Annotated in this window: 25 protein-coding genes; 16 read left to right on the top strand and 9 right to left on the bottom strand. The window is 63.9% G+C overall.

All coding sequences use genetic code 11. The features are described from left to right. Positions 1–26: 26 nt before the first annotated feature. The 4 genes from NKJ72_RS08145 to NKJ72_RS08130 form a co-directional block, all read right to left on the bottom strand. Positions 27–800 (bottom strand): amino acid ABC transporter ATP-binding protein, encoded by a 774-nt coding sequence (locus NKJ72_RS08145; protein ID WP_254820753.1) that lies wholly within the window; start codon positions 798–800, stop codon positions 27–29. Then, a complete protein-coding gene (locus NKJ72_RS08140) occupies positions 787–1,707 on the bottom strand; it encodes an amino acid ABC transporter permease (protein WP_352476585.1) in 921 nt (306 codons plus the stop codon). The genes NKJ72_RS08145 and NKJ72_RS08140 overlap by 14 nt, the downstream gene beginning before the upstream one ends. A gap of 8 nt (positions 1,708–1,715) precedes the next feature. Further along, positions 1,716–2,546 carry an ABC transporter substrate-binding protein gene (locus tag NKJ72_RS08135; RefSeq protein WP_502901838.1) on the bottom strand — a complete coding sequence of 277 codons (831 nt, stop codon included), beginning with the start codon at positions 2,544–2,546 and terminating at the stop codon, positions 1,716–1,718. A 70-nt stretch (positions 2,547–2,616) separates the two neighbouring features. Next, on the bottom strand, positions 2,617–3,591 hold the full coding sequence (locus NKJ72_RS08130; protein ID WP_352476583.1) for a substrate-binding domain-containing protein: 975 nt from the start codon (positions 3,589–3,591) through the stop codon (positions 2,617–2,619). A 141-nt stretch (positions 3,592–3,732) separates the two neighbouring features. Between NKJ72_RS08130 and NKJ72_RS08125 the strand changes: the two genes are divergently transcribed. Continuing rightward, a complete protein-coding gene (locus tag NKJ72_RS08125) occupies positions 3,733–5,022 on the top strand; it encodes an aminotransferase-like domain-containing protein (protein ID WP_502901835.1) in 1,290 nt (429 codons plus the stop codon). A gap of 25 nt (positions 5,023–5,047) precedes the next feature. Here NKJ72_RS08125 and NKJ72_RS08120 read toward each other — a convergent pair whose 3' ends face one another. Then, on the bottom strand, positions 5,048–6,406 hold the full coding sequence (locus NKJ72_RS08120) for a trimethylamine monooxygenase (RefSeq protein WP_352476581.1): 1,359 nt from the start codon (positions 6,404–6,406) through the stop codon (positions 5,048–5,050). Between the two features lie 249 nt (positions 6,407–6,655). On the opposite strand from NKJ72_RS08120, the gene NKJ72_RS08115 reads away from it, so the two are divergent. Continuing rightward, positions 6,656–7,369: a helix-turn-helix domain-containing protein gene (locus tag NKJ72_RS08115; protein WP_352476580.1), complete on the top strand. Its 714-nt coding sequence runs from the start codon at positions 6,656–6,658 to the stop codon at positions 7,367–7,369. Between the two features lie 51 nt (positions 7,370–7,420). Here NKJ72_RS08115 and NKJ72_RS08110 read toward each other — a convergent pair whose 3' ends face one another. The 4 genes from NKJ72_RS08110 to NKJ72_RS08095 are packed head-to-tail and all read right to left on the bottom strand — an operon-like array spanning position 7,421 to position 11,177. Next, positions 7,421–8,461: a heme-dependent oxidative N-demethylase family protein gene (locus tag NKJ72_RS08110; protein WP_352476579.1), complete on the bottom strand. Its 1,041-nt coding sequence runs from the start codon at positions 8,459–8,461 to the stop codon at positions 7,421–7,423. Positions 8,462–8,470: 9 nt separating this feature from the next. After that, positions 8,471–9,436: a PDR/VanB family oxidoreductase gene (locus tag NKJ72_RS08105; RefSeq protein WP_352476578.1), complete on the bottom strand. Its 966-nt coding sequence runs from the start codon at positions 9,434–9,436 to the stop codon at positions 8,471–8,473. Next, complete coding sequence (locus NKJ72_RS08100) at positions 9,433–10,029, bottom strand: dimethylamine monooxygenase subunit DmmA family protein (RefSeq protein WP_352476577.1); 597 nt, start codon at positions 10,027–10,029, stop codon at positions 9,433–9,435. Before NKJ72_RS08100 ends, NKJ72_RS08105 begins: the two co-directional genes overlap by 4 nt. A 14-nt stretch (positions 10,030–10,043) precedes the next feature. Further along, the gene (locus NKJ72_RS08095) at positions 10,044–11,177 is read right to left on the bottom strand and encodes an aminomethyl transferase family protein (protein ID WP_352476576.1); all 1,134 of its coding nucleotides are present in this window, start codon (positions 11,175–11,177) and stop codon (positions 10,044–10,046) included. A gap of 285 nt (positions 11,178–11,462) precedes the next feature. Here NKJ72_RS08095 and NKJ72_RS08090 point away from each other — a divergent pair, with 285 nt between their 5' ends. The 14 genes from NKJ72_RS08090 to NKJ72_RS08025 all read left to right on the top strand — a co-directional run bounded on the left by NKJ72_RS08090 (position 11,463) and on the right by NKJ72_RS08025 (position 24,554). After that, positions 11,463–11,750 carry a hypothetical protein gene (locus tag NKJ72_RS08090; protein WP_352476575.1) on the top strand — a complete coding sequence of 96 codons (288 nt, stop codon included), beginning with the start codon at positions 11,463–11,465 and terminating at the stop codon, positions 11,748–11,750. A gap of 11 nt (positions 11,751–11,761) precedes the next feature. Then, complete coding sequence (locus tag NKJ72_RS08085) at positions 11,762–12,139, top strand: hypothetical protein (protein WP_023673992.1); 378 nt, start codon at positions 11,762–11,764, stop codon at positions 12,137–12,139. A gap of 16 nt (positions 12,140–12,155) precedes the next feature. After that, positions 12,156–12,317 carry a hypothetical protein gene (locus NKJ72_RS08080; protein WP_023673991.1) on the top strand — a complete coding sequence of 54 codons (162 nt, stop codon included), beginning with the start codon at positions 12,156–12,158 and terminating at the stop codon, positions 12,315–12,317. 15 nt (positions 12,318–12,332) lie between these two features. After that, positions 12,333–13,733, top strand: coding sequence for an APC family permease (locus tag NKJ72_RS08075; protein WP_292653875.1), 1,401 nt, complete (start codon positions 12,333–12,335; stop codon positions 13,731–13,733). Positions 13,734–13,778: 45 nt separating this feature from the next. After that, on the top strand, positions 13,779–14,459 hold the full coding sequence (locus NKJ72_RS08070) for a hypothetical protein (RefSeq protein ID WP_352476574.1): 681 nt from the start codon (positions 13,779–13,781) through the stop codon (positions 14,457–14,459). Next, positions 14,456–14,788 (top strand): hypothetical protein, encoded by a 333-nt coding sequence (locus NKJ72_RS08065; RefSeq protein WP_352476573.1) that lies wholly within the window; start codon positions 14,456–14,458, stop codon positions 14,786–14,788. The genes NKJ72_RS08070 and NKJ72_RS08065 overlap by 4 nt, the downstream gene beginning before the upstream one ends. Before the next feature lie 83 nt (positions 14,789–14,871). Next, positions 14,872–15,765, top strand: a complete 894-nt coding sequence (locus NKJ72_RS08060; RefSeq protein WP_352476572.1) for a class II glutamine amidotransferase — start codon at positions 14,872–14,874, stop codon at positions 15,763–15,765. A gap of 4 nt (positions 15,766–15,769) precedes the next feature. Further along, complete coding sequence (locus NKJ72_RS08055) at positions 15,770–16,504, top strand: GltB/FmdC/FwdC-like GXGXG domain-containing protein (RefSeq protein WP_352476571.1); 735 nt, start codon at positions 15,770–15,772, stop codon at positions 16,502–16,504. Between the two features lie 6 nt (positions 16,505–16,510). After that, entirely contained in the window at positions 16,511–17,839 is a 1,329-nt protein-coding gene (locus NKJ72_RS08050) for an FMN-binding glutamate synthase family protein (RefSeq protein ID WP_254818691.1), read from the top strand. Positions 17,840–17,872: 33 nt separating this feature from the next. Continuing rightward, positions 17,873–19,180, top strand: a complete 1,308-nt coding sequence (gene glnT / locus NKJ72_RS08045; RefSeq protein WP_352476570.1) for a type III glutamate--ammonia ligase — start codon at positions 17,873–17,875, stop codon at positions 19,178–19,180. Between the two features lie 36 nt (positions 19,181–19,216). Next, positions 19,217–20,470 carry a sarcosine oxidase subunit beta family protein gene (locus NKJ72_RS08040; protein ID WP_352476569.1) on the top strand — a complete coding sequence of 418 codons (1,254 nt, stop codon included), beginning with the start codon at positions 19,217–19,219 and terminating at the stop codon, positions 20,468–20,470. Positions 20,471–20,487: 17 nt separating this feature from the next. After that, entirely contained in the window at positions 20,488–20,763 is a 276-nt protein-coding gene (locus NKJ72_RS08035) for a sarcosine oxidase subunit delta (RefSeq protein WP_352476568.1), read from the top strand. Between the two features lie 187 nt (positions 20,764–20,950). Next, complete coding sequence (locus tag NKJ72_RS08030; RefSeq protein ID WP_352476567.1) at positions 20,951–23,932, top strand: sarcosine oxidase subunit alpha; 2,982 nt, start codon at positions 20,951–20,953, stop codon at positions 23,930–23,932. Beyond that, positions 23,925–24,554, top strand: coding sequence for a sarcosine oxidase subunit gamma (locus tag NKJ72_RS08025; protein ID WP_352476566.1), 630 nt, complete (start codon positions 23,925–23,927; stop codon positions 24,552–24,554). Before NKJ72_RS08030 ends, NKJ72_RS08025 begins: the two co-directional genes overlap by 8 nt. Positions 24,555–24,705: the final 151 nt, after the last annotated feature.

The following is a 24,705-nucleotide window of genomic DNA, read 5'->3' as shown; positions in this document are numbered from 1 at the left end:
AGCACGTAATCGTGCCGGCTTTGCTGTCAGATGAAACGGCTTAAAAAGGCCCGCGTGCGCGGGTGCCTGGGTTTGGCGAGAACCTCGTCCGGAGGCCCGGCCTCGATCACATTGCCGTCGTCCATGAACACCACCCGATCCGCCGCCTCGCGGGCAAAGCCGATCTCGTGCGTGACGACGATCATGGTCAAGCCCTGCTTGGCGAGATCGCGCATGGTGGCGAGCACCTCGCCGACCAGTTCCGGATCGAGCGCCGACGTCGGCTCGTCGAAGAGCATCAATTTCGGGCGGATGGCGAGCGCGCGGGCGATGGCGACGCGCTGCTGCTGGCCGCCTGAAAGCTGGCGCGGATAGGCGTCGATCTTGTCGGCGAGACCGACACGGGTCAGCAGTTCGCGGGCGTAGCCGATCGCCTCCTTGCGGTTCTCCCGGTGAACGCCGACCGGAGCCTCGATGACGTTCTGCAGGGTCGTCATGTGTGGATAGAGGTTGAACTGCTGGAACACCATGCCGATCTTGCGCCGCTGCGCCGCGATCGCCCGGTCGGAGAGTTTGTCGAGCCGGCCGTTGTGCAGCCGGTAGCCAATCTGCTCGCCGTCCACCTCAATCGACCCTTGGTCGATCGCCTCCAGATGATTGATGCATCGCAGGAAGGTTGATTTGCCGGAGCCGGACGGTCCGAGAATGACCACCACCTCGCCAGGCGCGACGTCCAGGTCGATGCCCTTCAGCACTTCGAGCGGGCCGAACGCCTTGTGAACGTTGCGCGCCCTGACCAGGGGCGTGTCATGCGCGCTCATTGGCGGCCTCCAGTGTGGCGGTGGCCGTCTTCTCACGGGCGCCGCGGTCGCCGCGGCTGTAGTGGCGTTCGATCGCGCCTTGCGCCACGTTGAGAACCGAGGTGATCAGCAGGTACCACAGCACTGCAACCATCAGCAGCGGAATGATTTCGAAGGTGCGGTTGTAGATCGACTGCACCGAGTAGAGCAGGTCGGCCATGGCGATGACGCTGACAAGCGACGTCGCCTTGATCATGCTGATCAGCTGATTGCCGGTCGGCGGCACGATCGATCGCATCGCCTGCGGGATGATGATGCGCCGCAAGGCCCGCGCGCGGGTCATGCCGAAGGCTTCAGCCGTTTCGGCCTGTCCCTTGTCCACCGACAGCAGCCCGCCACGAATGATCTCGGCCATGTAGGCGGCCTCGTTCAGCGCCAGACCAAGGACCGCGGCCGTCAAAGGCGTGATCAGATCGTTGGTGTTCCAGCTGGCGAAGCCGATGGAAATGCGCGGAAACAGCGTCGAAAGGTTGTACCACAGGATCAGTTGCACCAGCAGCGGCGTTCCGCGGAAGAACCAGATGAACAGGCCGGAGAGATGGGATGCCAGCCTGTCGTTCGACATGCGCGCGATGGCGAGCAGCAGGCCGAGCACGATACCCAGGATCATCGCCACGACCGTCAGGCCGAGCGTTACGGAAAGCCCCTGCATGACCGTCGGATCGAAGAAATACTGGGCGACCACCGGCCAGCCGAAATTCGGGTTGACCGCGACGATATAGGCGAAGCCGGCGGCGATGGCGACGGTGAATGCCCAGAGCGCCAGCCGGACGAGCGGGAATGGCCGGTGGGCTCGTTTGACGTCGCGCAGCGCGTCGTCGGGACGTCGCGGCAGCCCGGCCGCGTAGGCGGCGGTCGCGTCGGTCATGGCAGCCTCTACTGGCCCTGGTTGATGCCGGGCGCGTCGATCATGTTCTTCTCGAGGCCCCACTTCTTCATCACCGCGGCGTAGGTGCCGTTCTTCATCAGGATCTTGAAGGCGTCGAGCAGCACGCCGCCCAGCGGCGAACCCTTCTTGACGACGGCGCCTTGGTAGATGTCCTTGAAGCCATTGGCCTGGCCGACCCCGGCGAGTTCCAGCTGGCCCTTCGCCTGCTCGACGAAATAGGTCAGCGGCGCCTGCGAGGAGAAGAATGCATCGGAGCGTTTCGACCGGACGGCCAGTATCGAGCTTGGCTGGTCGGTGAAGGATTGCACCTCGACGGCCGGCTTGCCGCCCTCGGTGCATTTCTGCGCCTGCTGCTTGATAACCTTTTCGGCCGAGCCACCCGACATCACGGCAATGCGCTTGCCGCACGCGGTGTCGAGCGAGGTGATGCCTTGCGGGTTGCCCTTCTCGACGGCGAAGACGACGTATTCGCGCACCCAATCGATGAAGTCGTTGGACTTCTGGCGGTCGGGATAGTCGCCGACAGGCCCCATCGCGAACTGATAGCGGCCGGCGTTGATGCCGCTCAGCAAAGCCGGCAGGCCGGCGACCGAGGCATGGTCGACCTCGACGCCGAGCAGCTGGCCTATAGCGTCCGAAATGTCCTTCGTCGCCCCGGACAGTTCGGTGCCAGTGACGATCTCATAGGGCGGAAACGAGCCGTTGTTGACAGCCGTGATCTTTCCCGCCGTGCGGATCTCTTCCGGCAGCCGGGCGCGCAAGTCTTCGTTCACCGATTGCTTTTGGATATCCTGGGCAAAGCTGGCCTGCGCCAGCATGGTGACGAGCGAGGCGAATATGAAGCTGATTGTCCTCATGGCATTCTCCTTCGTGTTCTTCGTTGCGTTGTCAGGCTGCGGTGGCCCGCGACCTGGCCTCGAAAGGAAACAAGGCTTCGGCGGAAATCGGTTCCGTCAGAATGCCCTGGGCATGGAGCTCGATGACGAAATCCTCGATCATGCGCCGGTTGGCAGGCAGGCCGCTGGCGTTCCAGGAGGCAGGCAGGTCGCGCCCCGCATGAAGCAGCTCCTCGAGGATCCACGGCGAGGTGTCGGCATATTTTCGGCGCTTTGCCGTCCAGACGCGCTGGCTTTCGTCGATCAGCCTGGCGAGTTCCTGCGGCAGCCAGGGATGTTCCCTGGCCATTGCAGCCTTGACAGCGACCAGATGCATGCCCGGCACATAACGGACGTCGGCGAAATAGGCGCGTTCGGCCGCGCGAAAATCGCGCAGCACTTGCCGGAAGCCGGAAGCCGGGCCGAAAAAGCCGTCCGGCATGAAGGGCGTGAAAACGGCGTCGAGCTCGCCTTGCGCCAGCAGCTCCATCATCGGGCGCTCGCCCGGTGCTGCTTCGATGCGCCCCGGCCTGCCGAATCCGTCGAGGCGGTCGGCGATCGGGTGCTCGGATGTCAACCGGCCGGCAAACCAATAGGCATCCTCGATGCCGACGCCCTCCCGGCGAAGCGCCCCGCGCGTCCACGTGTTGCCGGAATCGCGCCAGCCGGTGACGCCGATACGTTTGCCGGCAAGGTCGGAAAGCTGCTCCAGCGGACTTTCCTCGACCGTGATGATACAGCGATGGCGAAAGCCGCGCATGATGAAGCACGGTATTCCAACCACCGTATCCCGGCCCGACGCCATGGCCGACACATAACGGCTGAACGAGACCTCCGCCGCATCGTAGTTCGGATCGGTGCCGAGATCCGCGATTAGCGTGGCGACACGATCAACCTTCACCGACAGGCGGCTGGAGGCGACGTCACCCAGGACCAAGGGAGTGAGATAGTCCCAATCGCGGGTGGCTATAGTGATGGAAACGGCCATCGGCATGAACTTCAGCGATTGGTAAATGTTTATTTTCTGCCGATCAAATGTTATTACGTTATTGAACATTAGCTTCAACGGTCGCCGATGCCGATGGATTTCGATGCAGGATGGTTCGCTGAACGCCTTGGCGACCGCACGATGCGCGGCATCGCGCGCGAGACCAGTGCGCTGATCAGAAGCGGCGCGCTGCCCGTCGGCGCGAAACTTCCGCCGGTGCGCGATCTGGCCTATGTGCTCGGCGTCAGCCCGGCGACGGTCTCGCAGGCGTGGAGCGAGTTGCGGCGCTACAAGATCATCGGCGGCCGCGGACGCAACGGCACCTGGATCATGGGCAACCGCTTTGCCGCCCGCCCCGAGCGCCACATGAGCGGCGGCAATTACGGACAGGATGTTCTGAACCTGGCGATCGCGGAGCCCGATGTGAGGCTCTTGCCGCCGCTCGACATCGCGCTGGCGCATGGTGCGCGCGCCGAAAAGCTCAACAGCTACGAGCGGGTGCGTATCCTGCCCGAGCTGGAGGCCGCAGTGCGCCCGTCATGGCCGTACGATCCCGGTGCGTTCCTGGCCACCAATGGCGGTTACAACGCCATCTACACCTTGCTGCATGCGCTGGTCCCGCCGGGAGCGCCGGTGGCCATCGAGAACCCGACGGCGCTTCGCCTGCTGGACATCCTCGAAGATCTCGACGTACCGATCATTCCGGTGGATTGCGACGGTGACGGCCCCTTGCCCGACGCGCTCGCCAGCGCACTGCGGCAGCGGCCGGTCGCGTTCCTGTTCCAGCCGCGCGTCCATTCGGTGACCGGCGCCTGCATGTCGCCGGCGCGGCTGGAAGTCATCGGCGACCTGCTCGCCGGTACCGATGTGTTGATTGTCGAAGATGACGGCGTTGGCGATATTGCCTCGGCGCCGCGCATTTCGCTGGGCCGGCGTTTTCCCGATCGCGTCATCCACATCCTGTCCTATTCCAAGACCCATGGCCCTGACCTGCGGCTCGCCGTCCTGTCCGGATCGGCGACGATCGTCGAGCAGATCCAATCCTACCGCAGCTTCAGCTCGGGATGGACCAGCCGCATCCTGCAGGCGGCCACCGCCTGGCTGCTGCAAGACCCGGCCACGGCCGCCCTGGTGGAGCGGGCGAAGCAGGTCTACCGCCGCCGCCGCGAACGGCTCGCCTGCGAACTGGCCAAACGCAATGTCGTGATCGACGCCGGGCACGGTCTCAGCGTCCTCATTCCGGTTGCTTCGGAACCTTACGCGATGGTCACGCTGGCCGCCCACGGTATCGCGGTCCATGCTGGGGCGAAGTTTTCGACCGGAAAAACGAACGCCGTCCGCGTCGCGACCAGCATCCTGGACGAGGAGCATCTCGAGCACGTCGCAAATTCCCTGGCGCTGGCAGCCGACCCGGCGCGGGAAGTTGTCTGAGGCAAGTCAATCGCCGTTCGGACTGCTACTCCGCCGCCACGCCTTTCACCTCGAGATAGCTCTCCATCGAATCGTCCATCGCCTGCAGCCAGGGCGTATGGTGCAAAGGCGCCATCGTGCCGGTCATCAGCGAGCGGTAGGCATGGTCGCGGAAGCCCATTATGTCTTCCGCCTTGTGGTGCTCCCACTCCATGAAGGTCCGATTGACGGCCTCGACGTCGAAGCCCGGATAGTCGGTCTGCTCCATCAGCTCTCGGGTGTAGTCGCCCTGGAACCAGATCATCTGCTCGGCGTCTTCCAGCGTCTCCTCGCGTGCCCGCCATTTCCGGCCGTGCTCCGCCATTGCTTCGGCCGACGGCAGCTTGATACGGCCCATGATGACGTCGCGGGCGAACCAGGCCTGCGCGTCGAACATGTTGAAGGTGTAGAACTGGTCCTGCATGCCGATATAGAAAAGCTTCGGGTTCTTCTCCCAGACGACGCCCTCGTAGAGCCCGTCCGGCCACATGCGGTTGGCGGTCTTCAGCTTCAAATCCTCGGTGAGGAACGGGAACGAGTGGAGATAGCCGGTGCACAGGATGATGGCGTCGACGTCTTTGGTGCTGCCGTCCTTGAAATGCGCGGTCTTGCCGACGACCTTCTGCAGCAGCGGCACTTCCTTCCAGTTCTCCGGCCATTTGAAGCCCATCGGCTTCGAGCGGTAGCTCGAGGTTATCGATTTGGCGCCGTATTTGTAGCATTGCGAGCCGATGTCCTCGGCCGAATAGGAGCGGCCGATGATCAAGATATCCTTGCCCTTGAATTCCATCGCGTCGCGGAAATCGTGGCTGTGCAGGATGCGACCATTGAAGGTCGAGAAGCCCTCGAAATAGGGAACGTTGGGCACGGAGAAATGCCCCGAAGCGACGACGACATTGTCGAACTCTTCCGAATAGGTGACGTCGTTGGTGCGGTCATGCGCGGTGACGGTGAATTTTTTCGTCGTGTCGGAGAAGGTGACCATGCGCACCGGGCTGTTGAAGCGCACCCATTGACGCACACCCGATTTTTCGACGCGGCCCTTGATGTAGTCCCACAGCACGGCACGGGGCGGATAGGAGCCGATCGGCCGGCCGAAATGCTCCTCGAACGTGTAGTCGGCGAATTCGAGGCATTCCTTCGGCCCGTTCGACCAGAGGTAACGGTACATCGAGCCATGCACCGGGTCGCCGTGCTCGTCGAGGCCGGTGCGCCAGGTGTAATTCCACAGGCCGCCCCAGTCGGACTGCTTTTCGAAGCAGACGATCTCGGGAATATCGGCGCCCTTGTCGGCGGCCGACTTGAAGGCCCGGAGCTGGGCCATGCCGGACGGCCCGGCTCCAATGACGGCAACACGATGTTTCATGCGGGCCTCCAGATCTCATTTCTCTAACGAAACAAATTTCACTGACAGGACAGTAATTGCCCCTTCGATGCTGTCAACAGGGCTTGTCGCGAAACCGCGCTTCGCCGAGCTGGATTTCTAAACGACGTGGATGCTCGGGCGAAATCCGGTCATTGCGCAATTCGGCTTGCCGTGAGAGTTGCGCTTCTGTATCGGCACCGAATATGTTCACCGTGAGTGAAATGAATCGGCAAGGTCCGGGGTGGCGAAATGGCGAAAAAAGCATCCAGTCTGAAGCAAGATGCCGGCGCCGCGGCGGGCAAAGCCAAACCCGCCGCGATCGAGCCGCGCAAGATACGCGTGCCGCTCACCCAGAATCCGCACGCCATTCGCGACACCCGCGAAAAAGTGCTTGAGGTCGCGATCGGCCGCGAGGTGCGGGCATTCCGCAAAAAGCTCGGCATCACCGTCGCCGATCTGGCTGCCGCCACCGACATTTCGCTCGGCATGCTGTCGAAGATCGAGAACGGCATCACCTCGCCATCGCTGACCACGTTGCAGGCGCTGTCGCGGGCGCTCGGCGTTCCCGTCACCGCCTTCTTCCGCCGTTTCGAGGAGGAGCGCAGCGCCGTCTTCGTCAAGGCCGGCGAAGGCCTCGACGTCGAACGCCGCGGCACGCGCGCCGGCCACCAGTACAATTTGCTCGGCCATATCGGCTCCAACACCAGCGGCGTCGTCGTCGAACCCTATCTGATCACGCTCACCGAGGATTCCGACGTGTTCCCGACCTTCCAGCATGAAGGCATGGAATTCCTCTATATGCTCGAGGGCGAGGTGGTTTACCGGCACGGCAGCAATCTCTACCCGATGAAGCCCGGCGACAGCCTGTTCTTCGACGCCGACGCGCCGCACGGACCGGAAGTGCTGAGCGTTCTGCCGATGCGCTATCTGTCGATCATCTGCTATCCGCAGAGCGCGGGGTGAGTTGGCCAATCTCCCCCCTCGTGGGGGAGATTAGCAGCTTCGCGGGCAGCTTTAATCCGGCCCGAAGCCCGGCGATGTCGGGCTGCCATCATCCAATTTCGACAGCCATTCGACCAAGGTCGGCCGATAACGCGTCAGGCCCTTGTAATTGGCGAGTTCGTCGGGCAGGTCGCGGATGACGCGGTGCAGGCGGCGTGCCCATTTCGGCTGCGTCACCAGTTCGTCCATCTTGATGAGATAACAGCGGATCGGGAAGACGATCGCATTCGAGCGCGGCAGCCGCCAGAAACTCTGCAGTTCGACGCGCAGATGCACTTTTTCGCCGACGTTTTCCGGCGTCACCGTGGCGCGGTCCGGGCCCCATTTGTGGTAATTTTCCGGGCTGGTGTCGAGGCGCGGATTGATGGTCATCGTCCAGTTCAGCCGGCGCGCCGGCTTACCCTGCTGGATGTTGGTGAGGAATTTCAGCGCCCGGACGAAGATCCCCTTCTCGTGCGCCAGCGGCACCGGCGCGTGCCATTCGAAGAAGTTCATGCCGATGTCGAAATCGAGCGACCAGTCGGCCTGGGTGGTGACCATGCCGGCATCCATCCACAGATTGCCGTCGCGCTGGTCGAGAATGCAGAAATCGCCCTGGCTCTGGCGGGTGATGTATTCCATCGGTCCATAGGGCAGCGTCGAGACGTCGCCGAAGGTGAAGCTGTCGTCGATGCCGAGCGGCCGGTTGATCCAGCGCCAGCGATCGCCGTCGCGGATCAGCGTGAAATGCTCGGGATAGCCCAGCGCCTGCTGCTCCATCAGGAGTTCGAGCAGGTCCCAGCCGGCCAGCGTCATGTGCGGCAGCGACTGGCAGCGCAGCGGATCCTCGGCCAGCACCAAAGCGCGGTCCTGCATCTCGGCGACATAGTGCTCGTCGACGTCGATCAAATTCTCCAGCACGCTGCCCCTCGGCCCGACGACATGCGGCTCGATGTTGACCGCATACATGTAGCTGTCTTCATGGAACGGGAACGGGAACCGCCTGATGTGCTCGGGGCTGTTCCTGAAGGTGAAGTCGTCGCGGAACGTTTCCTTGCGAAAGGTGATGCCCAAGCTCGCCTCCTATCTTTCCAGCACCAGCGACCTGCCCTCGAAGCGCGAGACGCAAGGCATGATCTTGCAGCCCGAACGGTGGTCTTCCTCGCTCAGCCAGTGGTCGTTGTGGATGAATTTGCCGTCATGCGAAATCACGTTGGTCTCGCATTGGCCGCAGACGCCGCCGCGGCAGAGATAGGGCGGATCGACGCCGGCCGCCTCGATCGCCTCGAGCAGGCTCTGCTGCTCGTCGACGCGGATCGTCTTGCCGCTGAGCGCCAGCGTCACGTCGAAGGGCGCGCCGGGCTGGGGTGCGGCGAAATGCTCGAAATGCACGGTCTCTGGCGGCCAGCCGAGAGCGGCGGCGCGGTCGCGCACCCAGCCGATCATGCCGGACGGCCCGCAGACATAGAGATGCGTGCCGAGCGGCTGCGACGACAACAGCCGGTCGAGATCGACGCGCTCGTCGCGGTCGTCGTGATAGAGCCTGACCCGGCGATCGTAGCGCTCTCTCAGCAGGTCCGCATAGGTGCCGAGCGAGGCGGTGCGGCAGGCGTAATGCAATTCGAAATTGCCGCCTTGCGCCGCCAGCTGCGCGGTCTGCGCCATGAACGGGGTGATGCCGATGCCACCGGCCAGCATCAGATGCTTCCTGGCCCGAAGATCGAGCGAGAACAGATTGACGGGGTAGCTCACCACCATCTCCGTGCCCGGCCTGACCTGCCTGTGCATGAACAGCGAGCCGCCGCGGCCGGCGTCGTCGCGGCGCACCGAGATGGTGTATTCGCGGGTATCGAGCGGCGAGCCCATCAGCGAATAGGGATTGAGCCTGGTGCGTTCGCCATCGCGCATCTCGACGACGACATGGGCGCCGCCGGAAAAGGTCGGCAAAAGCTGGCCGTCGCGCCTGCGGAAATGAAAGCGCGTCACCAGCTCGTTGATCGGGACGACATCGCTGACGACGACATCGAGTTTGGTGGTGCCGGTGCTCATCGAAAGACCTCCTCGATCGGAGGAATTTCGCTGCGGTCCTCGGCGTTGATGCAGACGCCCTGGAAGGCGGCGACGCGCCGCGAATAGTGGTCGCGCACCAGAAGCAGCAGGCCGCAATGCGAACAGGTTGCCGGCTGCGTCGTGACGTTCTCGGTGATGCCCTTGCAATGGACGCACTGCACGCGGCGCGCCAGCGAGCCGCGATGCTCGGTCTGGATCGAGGTGTGGTCGATGCCGGCTTCGAGCGCCGCCTGCATGGCCTGGCCGATCAGCCCTTCGGTGCCGGCAAGGTAGAGCCTGAGGCCCATATGGGCGTTGGCCAGCGTCTGCTTCAGCCGCGGCAGGGCACTGGCGAAGGAATGGCCGAGGTAGAGCTGCGCCGGCTTCAGTGCTTCGACCGCCTCGGCATATTTACCGTCGCGGCCGGGAATGAAGATGATGTGGGCGCCGCCGAAGAAATCCGCCGGTGCCTTGGCGGCAAGATCGGTAATCGCCAGCGCTCCCTCTGCGTCCGCTACGAAAAGATGGTGCTTGCCGGGCTGTGGAGACAGGGTCCCATAGACCGGGCGGCTGATGATGCTTTTCGCTGCCATACCCGCAGTATGCCTCAGCCTTTCGCCGTGCGCTTGGTCTTCTTCGGATCGTCGAACGGAAGCGGCTCGGCGGTTGCGCTGATGGCGCCGCTCTTGTTGCGGATCTCGAGCCGGGTGCCCTGGACCGCGCAGTCGACGTCGAGCCGGGCAATGCCCATCGATTTCCTGACCAGCGGCGAATACATCGCGCAGGTCACCACGCCGACCTTCTTGCCGTCGCGATAGACCGGCGCGCCCTCGTCGGCCGGCTCCCTGCCTTCGAGCAGCACGCCGAATATCTTGAAGCGCTCCTTGCCCTTCAGGCGGTAGTGCTCCTCGGCACCGCGGAAGCCCGTCTTGCCGGGGCTGACGGTGAAGTCGAGACCAAGCTCCCACAGCGTGTCGCCCGGGCCTTCGTTCTCAAACGGATATTTCTGCGAATTGTCGTAGGGGTAAAACAGCAGGTAGCTCTCGACGCGCAGCATGTCGAGCGTGGTGAAGCGGCACGGGATGATGCCGGCGCTCTTGCCCTCGTCGAGAATCCTGTCCCAGATCGTGCCGGCGTCCTGGCCACGGCAGAAGATCTCGTAGCCGCGCTCGCCGGTGTAGCCGGTGCGCGAGATCATCACCGGAAAGCCGAACAACTGCGTCTGCATGTGGTGGAAATAGTTGAGGTCGCGAATGCCGGGCACATGCTTTGCCAGATAATCCACGGCTAGCGGCCCCTGCAGCGAAAGGTCGTGCAGATTGTCGTCGAAGCGCAGCGACACGTCGCGACCGACGGAAGCGCGCTGCAGCTCTTCATGGCCGGTGCCCGAGCCATGCACGACCATCCAGGAATTCGGGCCGGTGCGGTAGAGGATGCAGTCGTCGGTGAACTTGCCGGCCTCGTTGAGCATGCAGGCATAGGCCGACTTGCCGGGATAGATCTTTTCGACGTCGCGCGTCGTCGCCAGGTCGATCAGGTGAGAGGCGTGCGGCCCGGTGATGTGGATCTTCTTCAAGCCGGACACGTCCATCAGGCCGGCCTTGGTGCGGATGGCGATGTACTCTTCGTCGGCGTCCTTGTCGTAGGTCCAGGCGGTGCCCATGCCGCTCCAGTCCTCGAGCTTCGAGCCGAGCGCGCGATGGCGGTCCGCAAGCGTCGAAAATCTCCAGGATGCCGTCATCCGCTGTCCTCCGTTCGAAAGAAACTTTTTTGCTTTCCCCTGCTCCCTGCACAGCGGCGGGAGCGTTGCCCGAATATTGATCGCAAACGCCGGGAGCCTGCAATACCCGCAAGCAAATAATTTCATTGTCAGGCAAAATTCGGCGGATCAAACAAACGGTTAACGTCGCGTAAAATCGTCTTGACAATTCCAGAATTCGGCCGGATTTTATGAAAAAAATTTCACTCTCTTGAAAGAGGGCAATGACCGGCCAGTCCGGACCGGCGTTGAAAAAGGGGAAAGCCGATGTCCGACCTGCAACAGCGCGTGGAAGCGTTGTACCGTTCCGACGTGCGTGGATCGATGCTCCTGATCGTCTGCCTGTGGGCGACGATCCTCTTTGTCCTGTTCATGACATGGCCATACATCCCCGATGCCGGCATCAAGCTCGTCGTCGCGGTCGCCGCGGCCGCCGTGCTGATCTTCAACACGGCCGCCATCCTGGCGATGGTCAATCACTACAAGGAAGACAAGGACTTCATCTACGGCCTCGACATCAAGAATGCCGACGCCTACCGCAACCGCAAGTCCTGAGGGGGAGACGCATGGCCCGCTATACACCACCCGAACAGAGCAAGGCCGGACAGGTTTTCGATATCGCCGTCGTCGTGGTCGCGATTTTCGTCGCGCTGTGGCTGCCGCTGAAACTAGGCCTGGCAGGGGCGGCAAAATCCATCGACGCGCTCGACGCCAAGACGTGGGAAGCGCTCGGCCAGAACCCGACCATGGCCTCGATCTGGGAAAAGCTCGGCTACACGCCGGAAACCGCGCACGACATCATCCAGAACCGCTTCCACTACATCATCGACTGGCCGACGCTGATCATCATGGCCGCAGTGCTGATCGGCTATTTCATCTTTCTGTTCCGCGCATCGGACCGCGAATACCGCGACGTCATCGACGAAAAGTTCGGCGACAAATAGATAGGGAAGCATCGTCATGTGGGTGGCACTCTCTTACGCATGCTGGGGCATCTCGATCGTGCTCGCGCTGTGGATGCTCTACGACTGGTTCAAGATCGACACGACCTATTCCGAAGAGATGCTGACCTCGTCCAGGGAAGGCGAGCTTGAAGCCGTGTCCGAAAAACACCGGATCTGAGTGGGGGATTGAACGATGACGATCACGGCTGAACCAGCGGTGCAAGTGCAAGGCGACAGGGTTTCACTGCTCAGGGTGCTCGGCCCCGCCCATGTCTGGGCGCTCGGTGTCGGCATCGTTCTGGTCGGCGAGTTCACCGGCTGGAATTTCGCGGCGGACAAAGGCGGCGCGCTGGCGGCGCTGATCGTCTGCTGGATCGTCGGACTGCTCTACACGTCGGTCGCGATGATCGATTCCGAAGTCACCTCGACGGTTGCCGCCGCCGGCGGCCAATATGCCCAGGCCAAGCACATTGTCGGGCCGCTGATGGCCTTCAACGTCGCGCTTTTCCTGGTCTTTGCCTATACCATGCTCGAAGTGTCGGACGCGATCCTGCTCGGCGACACCATTGTCGCCAAGGCCGGCGTCGAGGGCCTCAACCACAATTCCTTCATCGCCGCGACCATCGTCGTGCTGGCATGGCTGAACTATCGCGGCGTGCTGATGACGCTCAACGTCAATTTCGTCATCACCGCCATCGCCTATGTCTCGATCGTCATCCTGTTCTTCTCGGTCAGCCCGTGGACGCAAGGCGCCGTGCTGAAGCTGAACGAGTTGGTGACCCCCGGCAACGCCCTGCCCTATGGCTGGATCGGGGTCATCGCCGCCTTCCAGTTCGGCATCTGGTACTATCTCGGCATCGAGGGCACCACGCAGGCGGCCGAGGAAGTACGCTCGCCGGCGCGCTCGCTGCCTTACGGCACGATGGCCGGCATGATCACGCTTCTGATCGCGGCCGCGATGACCTGGTATGTCTGCGCCTCGCTGATGCCCTGGGAATATCTCGGCATCACCTATTATCCGCTGTGGGATGCAGGCAAACTGACCGGCAGTGCGCTGCTGGAGAACCTGTTGTTCATCGCGACGCTGCTTGCGGCACTTGCCTCCGCCAATGGCTGCATCAACGATGCCGCGCGCGCCTGGTTCTCGCTCGGCCGCGACCGCTATCTGCCGACCTGGTTCTCGGCGGTGCATCCGAAATACCGCACGCCCTATCGCTCGATCCTGTTCCTGCTGCCGATCGCGCTCGCCTTTGCCTTCATCGCCGACCTCAACCAGGCGATCACCTTCTCGATCCTGTCGGGCGTGCTGCAATACACCTTCATGAGCATCAACATCATCATGTTCAGGAAGAAGTGGCCGCTCGGCTCGATCCGCCGCGGCTACACCCATCCGTTCCATCCGCTGCCGGCGATCGTCTTGTTCTGCCTTTGCGTGGTCACCTTCTTTGCGATCTTCCTCGGCTTCGGCTCGCAGCTGATCGCCATGGTCGCCTTCTACTTCCTGATCTCGCTGTGGTTCCACTTCTACCGCTACAAATTCGTACGCCGTGGTGCCCAGTTCACCATGCCGTGGCCGAAGCCGCAGGGGTACTGACGGCGCGCCGGTCTGGGCGGGCATTTGCGTGACGAGGTGCGCTAGGTGATCTCAGCATTGCTCGCCGGGGCGGTTGCCCTGGCTCTCGTCCTCCACATAGCCTGGCTTGCGCGCGCCAGCCGCGCCAAGGCTTCGACTGCGCTTGCCGCCGACGAAGCGGGGCTTCGCGATATCATCCCCGACGTGGCAAACATCTCGGACGGCGCCGCCGGAGTCGTCACCTTCGCCGGCTCGTGGAACGGCCGGCGGGTGCAGGTGCGGACCATCGTCGACACGCTGGCGATAAGGAAGCTGCCGGCGCGCTGGCTGAGCGTTTCGATCGCCGAAAAGGTCGCGGTGCCAGGCACTTTCGACATGATGATGCGGCCGGGATCGCCGACGACGTTTTCCAATTTCGATCATCTCGTCCAGACACTGCCGAAGGCCGCCGGATTTCCAGCCGAGGCGGTGCTGCGGAGCGACCGCAAGGGCGTGCGCTTCCCCGAAGCCGTCATCGCCGACCACCTCGCTATCTTTGCCGAGGAGCGCGCCAAGGAACTGCTGATCACACCAAACGGCGTGCGCATCGTCTGGCTGCTGGCCGAGGCCGAGCGGGCGCGCTACGGCGTATTCCGGCAAGCCGAATTCGGCACGGTCAGGCTCGATCCGGGGCTGATCGAGAGGCTGCTGTCGTCGGCTTCGGCGCTGCGCGATGCCATCAATCAAAGCGAACGGCAGGCGGCATGACCAGCCAGATCACCACCTCCCCCGCACCACCGAGCCCCTATCTGGTTCTGGGCGCTGCGATCGTTTTGCCGGCGAGCGGGCATGTCGTGCTCGGCGTGCCGGTGCGCGGCCTGCAATTCCTGTTCTTCATGGTGGTCCTGGCCTGGGTCACCGCCAAGATCGCGCCGCCCGATGCCAGCTTCATCGGCCGCCATGCCGGCGGCGTCCTGATCTATGCCCTGTCGATCCTGGATGCCTACAAGATCGCCCGCATCCGCTATGCCAAATGGGTTCACAATGGCGGCCAGCGTAGCGATGGTGCGGCCGACGGCGCCTCAACCGATATATAACGAGAGGAAAATTTTTTTCATACCAATTGAATTCCCGGGACTCATTCGATACATCTCGGAGGAACAAACTCGCGGAGCCTGACATGTGCGGAATCGTCGGACTGTTTTTGAAGGACAAGTCGCTCGAGCCCCGGCTTGGCGCGATGCTGTCGGAGATGCTGATCTCGCTCAGCGATCGCGGTCCCGACAGCGCCGGCATCGCCATCTATGGCGCGCCCTCCAGTGAAGCCAAGATCACCATCCAGTCGGCCAAGCCGGAGCGCGATTTCCGCGGCCTCGACGCCGAACTCGCCAAGGCAATCGGCGCACCGGTGAGCATTGCCGCGAAGTCGACGCATGCCGTGGTCCGGACGATGCCTGCCAAGATCGACGAAGCGCGCGAGGCGATCCAGACGCTGCGCCCCGACATCCGCATCATGGGCGCCGGCGACGTCGTCGAGATCTACAAGGAAGTCGGCTTGCCGGAAGCGGTCGTCGACCGTTTCGGCGTCCGCGAGATGACCGGTACGCACGGCATCGGCCATACCCGCATGGCGACCGAATCGGCGGTGACGACGATGGGCGCGCATCCGTTCTCGACCGGCGCCGACCAGTGCCTGGTGCATAATGGCTCACTGTCCAACCACAACAATGTCCGCCGCGAGCTGATCCGTGAAGGCATGACATTCGAGACCGAGAACGACACCGAGGTCGCCGCGGCCTATCTCACCTCGCAGATGGCGCATGGCAAGAACCTCGGCGAGGCGCTGGAAGGCACGCTGAGCGATCTCGACGGCTTTTTCACCTTCGTCGTCGGCACCAAGAACGGTTTCGGCGTGGTGCGCGACCCCATCGCCTGCAAGCCCGCCGTGATGGCCGAAACCGACCAGTATGTCGCCTTCGGCTCGGAATATCGTGCGCTCACCAAACTGCCCGGCATAGACAATGCGAAGGTCTGGGAACCCGAGCCCGCAACCGTCTATTTCTGGGAGCATTGAACCAATGCCGGCAATCAACCTCTCCAAGGCGGCTCGCGAGCCGGGCCATACGTCACGGGTCTTCGACCTGGCCGAAATGTCGCTGCGCGAGCTCAACCAGGCGCTGCACGATCTGGCGCCCGGTTCGAACGAGACTGCCTGGGAGGTGCTGCACCCGCGAGGCAGCCATTCGGTTGCCGTCGGCGTCGACCAGCCGGTCGCCATCGATGTGCGCGGCAGCGTCGGCTATTATTGCGGCGGCATGAACGACGGCGGCACCATCACCGTGCATGGCTCGGCCGGGCCCGGCGTCGGCGAGAACATGATGTCGGGCCAGATCGTCGTCAAGGGCGATGCCAGCCAGTATGCCGGCGCCACCGGCCGCGGCGGGCTGCTCGTCATCGAAGGCAACGCGTCGTCGCGTTGCGGCATTTCGATGAAAGGCATCGACATCGTCGTCCATGGCAATATCGGCCACATGTCGGCCTTCATGGCGCAGTCCGGCAATCTGGTGGTGCTGGGCGATGCCGGCGATGCGCTCGGCGATTCCATCTACGAGGCGCGGCTTTTCGTGCGCGGCAAGGTCGAAAGCCTCGGCGCCGACTGCATCGCCAAGGAGATGCGGCCCGAGCATCTCGAATTGCTGCAAGGCTTACTCGACCGCGCCGGCGTGACCGGCGTCAAGGCGGCGGAGTTCAAGCGTTATGGCTCGGCTCGTACCCTCTACAATTTCAATATCGACAACGCCGACGCGTATTGAGGCTCAATGACCTATCGCAACCCGCCGACGACGCCGCGCAAATCCGCGACCTTCGACGACTACACGCTTTCCGAGATCCGCCGCGCCGCGGCGACCGGCATCTATGACATCCGCGGCGCCGGCGCCAAGCGCAAGCTGCCGCATTTCGACGACCTTCTGTTCCTCGGTGCTTCGATCTCGCGCTATCCGCTCGAAGGCTATCGCGAGCGCTGCGACACCAGCGTCGTGCTCGGCTCGCGCTATGCAAAAAAACCGATCGAATTGAAAATCCCGATCACTATTGCCGGCATGAGCTTCGGCTCGCTGTCCGGCCCGGCGAAGGAAGCGCTCGGCCGTGGCGCGACGCTGTCCGGCACCTCGACGACCACCGGCGACGGCGGCATGACCGAGGAAGAGCGCGGCCATTCGAAGACGCTGGTCTACCAGTATCTGCCGTCGCGCTACGGCATGAACCCGCGCGATCTGCGCCGTGCCGACGCGATCGAGGTTGTCGTCGGCCAGGGCGCCAAGCCAGGCGGCGGCGGCATGCTGCTCGGCCAGAAGATCTCCGACCGCGTCGCCGAAATGCGCACGCTGCCGAAAGGCATCGACCAGCGCTCGGCCTCGCGCCACCCCGACTGGACAGGGCCGGACGATCTCGAGATCAAGATCCTGGAACTGCGCGAAATCACCGACTGGGAAAAGCCGATCTACGTCAAGGTCGGCGGCGCCCGGCCCTATTACGATACAGCCCTTGCGGTAAAGGCCGGCGCCGATGTCGTCGTCGTCGACGGCATGCAGGGCGGCACCGCGGCAACCCAGGAAGTGTTCATCGAAAACGTCGGCCAGCCGACGCTTGCCTGCATCAGGCCGGCGGTGCAGGCGCTGCAGGATCTCGGCATGCACCGCAAGGTGCAGCTGATCGTCTCGGGCGGCATACGCAACGGGGCCGACGTCGCCAAGGCGCTGGCGCTCGGCGTCGATGCGGTGTCGATCGGCACGGCAGCGCTTGTCGCGCTCGGCGACAATGATCCGCGCTGGGAAGCGGAATACAACGAGCTCGGCACCACCGCCGGCGCCTATGACGACTGGCATGAGGGACGCGACCCGGCCGGCATCACCACGCAGGATCCCGAGCTAATGAAACGGGTCGATCCGATTGCGGCGGGACGACGGCTGGCGAACTATCTTAAGGTAATGACACTTGAGGCTCAGACGATCGCCCGCGCCTGCGGCAAGAATAGCCTGCACAATCTCGAGCCCGAGGATCTTGTGGCCTTGACGATCGAAGCCGCAGCCATGGCCGGCGTGCCGCTGGCCGGCACCAACTGGATACCGGGCAAGAACGGCTTCTAAAACAAACCAAATGCCAGTAAGCGAGGAACTATAATGGGGAACGATCTCGCCGCCTTCGCCAAGGAGAAGGGCGTCAAATATTTCATGATATCCTACACCGACCTGTTCGGTGGGCAACGCGCCAAGCTGGTGCCGGCGCAGGCGATCGCCGACATGCAGCGGGACGGTGCCGGCTTTGCCGGCTTTGCCACCTGGCTCGACCTGACGCCGGCGCATCCCGACATGCTGGCGGTGCCGGATCCGGCCTCGGTGATCCAGTTGCCTTGGAAGCCGGAGGTCGCCTGGGTCGCCGCCAACTGCATCATGGACGACAAATCGGTCGAGCAGGCGCCGCGCAACACGCTGAAGCGGTTGATCGCGGAGGCCGCTGGCGATGGCATGCACATCAAGACCGGCGTCGAGGCCGAATTCTTCCTGATCTCGCCGGATGGCAAGACGATTTCCGACGAATATGACACGGCGTCGAAGCCCTGCTACGACCAGCAGGCGGTGATGCGCCGCTACGACGTGATCGCCGAGATCTGCGACCACATGCTGGCGCTCGGCTGGGGCGCCTACCAGAACGACCACGAGGACGCCAACGGCCAGTTCGAGATGAACTGGGCCTTCGACGATGCGCTGGCGACCGCCGACAAGCATTCCTTCTTCAAATTCATGGTGAAATCGGTCGCCGAAAAGCACGGCCTGCGCGCAACCTTCATGCCTAAACCCTTCCAGGGCCTGACCGGCAATGGCTGCCATGCGCATATCTCGGTGTGGGACAGGGACGGCAAGACCAATGTCTTTGCCGACAATGCGATGGAGCTCGGCCTGTCGGCAAAGGGCCGGAACTTCCTCGGCGGCATCATGAAACATGCTTCCGCCCTTGCCGCGATCACCAACCCGACGGTCAATTCCTACAAGCGCATCAACGCACCGCGCACCATCTCCGGCGCCACCTGGGCGCCGAACACCGTGACCTGGACCGGCAACAACCGCACCCACATGGTGCGCGTGCCTGGGCCAGGCCGGTTCGAGCTGCGCCTGCCGGACGGCGCGGCAAACCCCTATCTGCTGCAGGCCGTCATCATCGCCGCCGGCCTTGACGGTGTCCGCTCGAAGGCCGATCCCGGCCGGCGCTACGACATCGACATGTACCAGTTCGGCCATACGGTGGAGGGCGCGCCGAAGCTGCCGCTCAACCTGCTCGACGCGTTGCGCGAGTTCGACAACGACAAATCGCTCAAGGCGGCGCTGGGTGAGGAATTCTCGTCGGCGTATCTAAAGCTCAAGCAGCAGGAATGGAATTCCTATGCTTCCCACTTCACCCAGTGGGAGCGCGACCACACGCTCGACATCTGATCCGGAATTGTTGCACGCCCGGCGCGAAACAGGTTCATGAAATACTCGATCTTCTCCCTCGCCCGGGCGGCATTTTCCGGCCATAAGAACTGGCAGCGCACCTGGCGCGACGCCACCCCGAAGAGCCACTACGACGTGGTGATCATCGGCGGCGGCGGCCATGGCCTGGCGACGGCATGGTTCCTCGCCAGCGAATACGGCATCAGAAATGTCGCCGTGCTGGAAAAAGGCTGGATCGGCTCCGGCAATGCCGGCCGCAACACCACCATCATCCGTTCCAATTACGGGCTGCCCGGCAATACAGGGTTCTACGAACTGTCGATGAAGCTCTGGGAGCGGATGGAGCAGGACCTCAACTACAACACCATGGTCAGCCAGCGCGGCGTCATCAACCTCTACCATTCCGACGCGCAGCGCGACGCCTACGCACGGCGCGGCAACACCATGCGCATCAACGGCATCGATGCCGAACTGCTCGACCTCGCCGCAGTCAGGAAGATGATGCCGTTCCTGAACTTCGACAATGCGCGCTTTCCGGTGCAGGGCGGGCTTTTGCAGCGACGCGGCGGCACGGCACGGCACGACGCCGTGGTCTGGGGCTATGCGCATGCGGCGAGCGCGCTCGGCGTCGACATCATCCAGAATTGCGAGGTGACCGGCTTTGTTCGCGACGGCAGCGGCAAGGTGACCGGCGTCGAGACATCGCGCGGCAGGATCGGTGCCGCCAAGGTCGGCATGGCGGTCGCCGGCTCCTCGTCGCGCGTCGCGGCGATGGCCGGCATGCGGCTGCCGATCGAAAGCCATGTGCTGCAGGCCTTCGTCTCCGAGGCGATCAAGCCGCTGATCCCCAATGTCATGACCTTCGGCGCCGGCCATTTCTACGTCAGCCAATCCGACAAGGGCGGGCTGGTCTTCGGCGGCGATATAGACGGCTACAATTCCTACGCCCAGCGCGGAAATCTGCCTGTCATGGAAGACGTCTGCGAAGGCGGCATGGCGCTGATGCCGATGATCGGCCGGATACGGCTTCTGCGTCAGTGGGGCGGCATCATGGACATGTCGATGGACGGCTCGCCGATCATCGACAAGACACCGGTCGACGGGCTCTATCTCAATGCCGGCTGGTGCTATGGCGGCTTCAAGGCGACGCCCGGCTCCGGCCTGGTCTTTGCCCATCTGCTGGCGCGCGACGAGCCGCACAAGGAGGCTGCCCGCTTCCGCCTCGACCGCTTCCGGCGAGGTGCCATGATCGACGAAAAGGGCCAGGGCGCCCAACCGAACCTGCATTGAAGGCTGGCTGAAGAAGCATGCGCATTGTCTGTCCCTTCTGCGGCGAACGCGAACTCGGCGAGTTCACCTATCTGGGCGACGCCAAGCCGACGCGTCCTGCGGCCGGCGCCACCGAAGACGAGGTCTTCGACTATGTCTACCTGCGAGACAACATCGCCGGGCCGATGAGCGAATACTGGTACCATGGCGGCGGCTGCCGGGCCTGGCTGAAGGTCGCCCGCAACACGCTGACGCATGAGATTTCCTCCGTCGAGCCGGCGACCGGCGTTGGTGCAAGGCAGCCCGCCAAATGAATTCTGTCCGGGTCAGCGCTCATAACCCTGCCGGCGGCCCCCTCATCCGGCCGCTTCGCGGCCACCTTCTCCCCGGCGGGGAGAAGAGAAGGAGGCTGCGTGCAAGGCGGCCACAGCGAAGCGGAGGCCGGATGAGCGGCAGCGCGACGCTCCTGCATCAGGCCACAGCGACGGAAGGCGGGCGATCGTGACCTCCAGCCAGCCCTATCGTCTCGTATCAGGCGGTCTCATCGATCGCGCCGCGCCGCTGGGCTTCCGCTTCGACGGCAAGAGCTTTGCCGGCTTCCAAGGCGACACGCTGGCCTCGGCGCTGATCGCCAATGGCGTCAAGCTGGTCGGCCGCTCGTTCAAATACCATCGGCCGCGCGGCATCCTGACCGCTGGTTCGGAGGAGCCCAACGCGCTGGTCGAACTGCGCAGCGGAGCGCGACGCGAGCCCAACACCAAGGCGACCACGGCCGAGCTTTATGACGGTCTGGAAGCGGCCAGCCAGAACCGCTGGCCGTCGCTGCGCCATGATCTGATAGCGGTCAACCAGCTGTTTGCGCCGATCTTCGTCGCCGGCTTTTACTACAAGACCTTCATGTGGCCGGCGAAATTCTGGGAAGCGGTCTACGAGCCGGCGATCCGCCGCGCCGCCGGCCTCGGTCGCGCTGCAGGCGTCGCCGATCCCGACCATTACGACAAGGCGTGGGCGCATTGCGACGTGCTGATCGCCGGGTCCGGCCCGGCCGGGCTGGCTGCGGCACTGGCGGCCGGGCGCGGCGGCGCCCGCGTCATCCTGTGCGAGGAAGATTTCGCGCTTGGCGGCCGCCTGCTTGCCGACGGCGGCACGATCGACGGCGCGCCGGCGGCCGAATGGATTACGCGCACGCTGGCCGAACTCGCCGCACTGCCCGATGTCCGCATTATGAACCGCACGACACTGTTCGGCGTCTATGATGGCGGCACCTATGGCGCGATCGAGCGGGTCAACGACCACCTGCCCTCGCCGCCCGAGCACCAGGTGCGCCAGCGGCTGTGGCGGATCGTAGCCAAGCGCTGCGTCGTTGCCGCCGGCGCCATCGAGCGGCCGATCGTCTTTGCCGGCAACGACACGCCCGGCGTGATGATGGCTTCGGCGATGCGGACCTATGTCGAACGCTATGCGGCAACCCCTGCCACGAGGATCGCGCTGTTCACCAACAATGAGGATGGCTGGCGCACCGTCGAGACCGCGCTTGGCGCCGGATTGCAGATCGCAGCGGTCGTCGATGCACGCCCGGACGTATCCGCCGAACGTCGCGCGCTTGCCGCCAAAGGCGGCTTTGCCGTGCTCAACGGTTTCGTCAGTGGGGTCGAGGGCGGCAAGGACGGGGTCCGGAAAATCGCGGTATCGCTCACCGGTGGGGCGCGCGCCGAGGTCGAAGCCGACGGGCTAGCCGTCTCGGGCGGCTGGAATCCGGCGGTCGGGCTGACCTCCTATCATCGCGGCCGGCCGAAATGGCAGGACGATATCGCAGCCTTCGTGCCGGATGGTGCGCCGCCCGGCATGGTGGCCGTCGGCGCCGCCAACGGCGCCTTCGGTCTAGGCGACTGCCTGCGCCAGGGATTTGCCGCGGGTGCTGCGGCAGCGCAGAGCGCCGGACGAAGCGGCAATGCCGGCACATCGCCGACCGCCGACGAAGAAGCCTTTTCGCTGACCCCGCTCTGGCACGTCGCCGGCAAGGGCAAGGCCTTTGTCGACTACCAGCACGATGTCACCGCGTCCGACATCGAACTGGCGCAGCGCGAAGGTTTTGAATCGGTCGAGCATCTCAAGCGCTACACGACGCTCGGCATGGCCACCGACCAGGGCAAGACCTCGAATGTCGCCGGCCTCGCCATCATGGCTGCGTTGTCAGGCAAGTCCATTCCCGAGACCGGCACGACGATCTACCGCCCGCCCTATGTGCCGGTCGCCATCGGCGCCTTCGCCGGCCATCATCGCGACGAAAACTTCCACGCGACACGACTGACGCCGTCGCACCACTGGGCAGCCGAACAGGGCGCGGTGTTCGTCGACACCGGCCTGTGGAAGCGGGCGCAATGGTATCCGCGCGCCGGCGAAAAGGACTGGCTGGAATCGGTGACGCGCGAGGTCAAGGCGGTGCGCTCCGGCGTCGGCTTCTGCGACGTCTCGACGCTCGGCAAGATCGACGTGCACGGCCCGGATGCCGGCGCTTTCCTCGACCGCGTCTACATCAACACTTTCTCCAATCTTGCCGTCGGAAAAGCCCGCTACGGGCTGATGCTGCGCGAGGACGGCATCGTCTATGACGACGGCACGACGTCGCGGCTCGCCGAGGACCATTATTTCCTGACCACCACCACCGCCAAGGCCGGGCTGGTGATGCAGCATCTCGAATTCTGCCGGCAGGTGCTGTTCCCGGAATTCGACGTGCAGTTGACCTCGGTTTCCGACCAGTGGGCGCAATTCTCGATCGCCGGGCCGAGCGCGCGGGAGTTGCTGAAACAGGTCGTTGATGAATCCGAGGACCTGTCGAACGAAGGTTTCCCGTTCATGGGGGCGCGGGAAGTCGCGCTGCGCGGTGGCCTCAGAGCGCGGCTGTTCCGCATCTCCTTCTCCGGCGAAGTGGCGTTCGAGATTTCGGTTCCCGCCCGCTATGGCGACGCGCTGGTGCGCAATTTGATGCTGGCCGGCAAGCCATTCGGGGTTACGCCCTACGGCACCGAGGCGCTCGGCGTCATGCGCATCGAAAAGGGCCATGTCGCCGGACCGGAGCTGAGCGGCACGACGACCGCCGCCGACCTCGGCCTCGGCAAGATGATGTCGACCAAGAAAGACTTCATCGGCCGCGTCATGGCCGGGCGCGAGGCGCTGGTCGCGCCGGACCGCCAGGTCGTCGTCGGCATCAAGCCGGTCGACAAGACGCGCCGCCTGCGTTCCGGCGCGCATATCATCCCGAAGGGCGAGACGCCCGGTCCCGACAATGACCAGGGCTATGTCACCTCGGTCTGCTTTTCGCCGATGCTCGACCAGTGGATCGGGCTTGGGCTGGTCGAGCGCGGCCGCGAGCGCATCGGCGAGATCGTCCATGCGCACGATCCGCTGCGCGGGGAAGATTACGATGTCGAGCTCTGCAGTCCTGTCTTTTACGATCCGGATGGAGGGCGCCAGCGTGGCTGAGTTTTCCTGGATTGCCCGCAGTCCGCTGGAGAAAGCGCTTGTTGTCGGCGGCTACGGCGCGCGCGGCACGGCGGCCGGCGTGTCGCTCACCGAGATCCGCAATTTCGACCTGATCCAGGTGATGGCGCGGCGCGGCAAGGCGGCAGAACTGGCGAAGGCTGCCGAAACCCGCTTCGGCGTTGCCGCCCCGAATGCGCCCAACGCGGTCCAAGTTCCCGACGCCACGCTGATCTGGTCGGGACCGGATCAGTTCCTCGTCTTGTCGAAGGGCGGCATTCACGCGATGGAGAAGCTGAGCCAGGCGTTCTCGCAGTCCGCCTCGCTTTCCGATCAGTCGCATGCGCGCGCCCTGATCAGCGTCTCGGGAGGCAAGGCGCGCTCGATGTTGGCGAAATTGTTGTCGCTAGACCTGCACCCGGCGGCGTTCCCGGCCGGCACCGCGGCGGCGACCGCGGTCGATCACACCAGCATCAATCTCTGGCGTGGCAATGACCGGCCGGATGGGCAGGGGGTGTTCAATCTTCTGGTGTTCGCCACCTTCGCGGAAAGCCTGTGGCACACGATGCTCGACGCTGCCGCCGAGTATGGCGTCGAGATCAGCCCCAGCGAGGCGTTGGCATAGCCTTGGCGCGCCTTCCCTTCTCCGCTTGTGGGAGGAGGTGGATCGGCGCGCAGCGCCGAGACGGATGAGGGGTGTTCCAGCGGAGTGAGAGGCTGGCGTTCCCTGGAGCACCCCTCATCCGTCGCCTTCGGCGACACCTTCTTCCACAAGG

Source organism: Mesorhizobium sp. M0045 (assembly GCF_040323385.1).
In the GTDB taxonomy this organism is placed as follows: domain Bacteria; phylum Pseudomonadota; class Alphaproteobacteria; order Rhizobiales; family Rhizobiaceae; genus Mesorhizobium.
Note: the sequence above shows the minus strand (reverse complement) of the source record. Positions and strands in the feature narration are given on the sequence as shown.

Coding starts and splice junctions, on each gene's coding strand:
- glnT (WP_352476570.1), top strand. CDS start 17,873: ATGGGGAACGATCTCGCCGCCTTCGCCAAGGAGAAGGGCGTCAAATAT.
- NKJ72_RS08130 (WP_352476583.1), bottom strand. CDS start 3,591: ATGGCCGTTTCCATCACTATAGCCACCCGCGATTGGGACTATCTCACT.
- NKJ72_RS08035 (WP_352476568.1), top strand. CDS start 20,488: ATGCGCATTGTCTGTCCCTTCTGCGGCGAACGCGAACTCGGCGAGTTC.
- NKJ72_RS08135 (WP_502901838.1), bottom strand. CDS start 2,546: ATGCTGGCGCAGGCCAGCTTTGCCCAGGATATCCAAAAGCAATCGGTG.
- NKJ72_RS08065 (WP_352476573.1), top strand. CDS start 14,456: ATGACCAGCCAGATCACCACCTCCCCCGCACCACCGAGCCCCTATCTG.
- NKJ72_RS08095 (WP_352476576.1), bottom strand. CDS start 11,177: ATGACGGCATCCTGGAGATTTTCGACGCTTGCGGACCGCCATCGCGCG.
- NKJ72_RS08085 (WP_023673992.1), top strand. CDS start 11,762: ATGGCCCGCTATACACCACCCGAACAGAGCAAGGCCGGACAGGTTTTC.
- NKJ72_RS08060 (WP_352476572.1), top strand. CDS start 14,872: ATGTGCGGAATCGTCGGACTGTTTTTGAAGGACAAGTCGCTCGAGCCC.
- NKJ72_RS08120 (WP_352476581.1), bottom strand. CDS start 6,406: ATGAAACATCGTGTTGCCGTCATTGGAGCCGGGCCGTCCGGCATGGCC.
- NKJ72_RS08125 (WP_502901835.1), top strand. CDS start 3,733: ATGCGCGGCATCGCGCGCGAGACCAGTGCGCTGATCAGAAGCGGCGCG.
- NKJ72_RS08115 (WP_352476580.1), top strand. CDS start 6,656: ATGGCGAAAAAAGCATCCAGTCTGAAGCAAGATGCCGGCGCCGCGGCG.
- NKJ72_RS08075 (WP_292653875.1), top strand. CDS start 12,333: ATGACGATCACGGCTGAACCAGCGGTGCAAGTGCAAGGCGACAGGGTT.
- NKJ72_RS08080 (WP_023673991.1), top strand. CDS start 12,156: ATGTGGGTGGCACTCTCTTACGCATGCTGGGGCATCTCGATCGTGCTC.
- NKJ72_RS08145 (WP_254820753.1), bottom strand. CDS start 800: ATGAGCGCGCATGACACGCCCCTGGTCAGGGCGCGCAACGTTCACAAG.
- NKJ72_RS08090 (WP_352476575.1), top strand. CDS start 11,463: ATGTCCGACCTGCAACAGCGCGTGGAAGCGTTGTACCGTTCCGACGTG.
- NKJ72_RS08140 (WP_352476585.1), bottom strand. CDS start 1,707: ATGACCGACGCGACCGCCGCCTACGCGGCCGGGCTGCCGCGACGTCCC.
- NKJ72_RS08105 (WP_352476578.1), bottom strand. CDS start 9,436: ATGAGCACCGGCACCACCAAACTCGATGTCGTCGTCAGCGATGTCGTC.
- NKJ72_RS08100 (WP_352476577.1), bottom strand. CDS start 10,029: ATGGCAGCGAAAAGCATCATCAGCCGCCCGGTCTATGGGACCCTGTCT.
- NKJ72_RS08040 (WP_352476569.1), top strand. CDS start 19,217: ATGAAATACTCGATCTTCTCCCTCGCCCGGGCGGCATTTTCCGGCCAT.
- NKJ72_RS08050 (WP_254818691.1), top strand. CDS start 16,511: ATGACCTATCGCAACCCGCCGACGACGCCGCGCAAATCCGCGACCTTC.
- NKJ72_RS08055 (WP_352476571.1), top strand. CDS start 15,770: ATGCCGGCAATCAACCTCTCCAAGGCGGCTCGCGAGCCGGGCCATACG.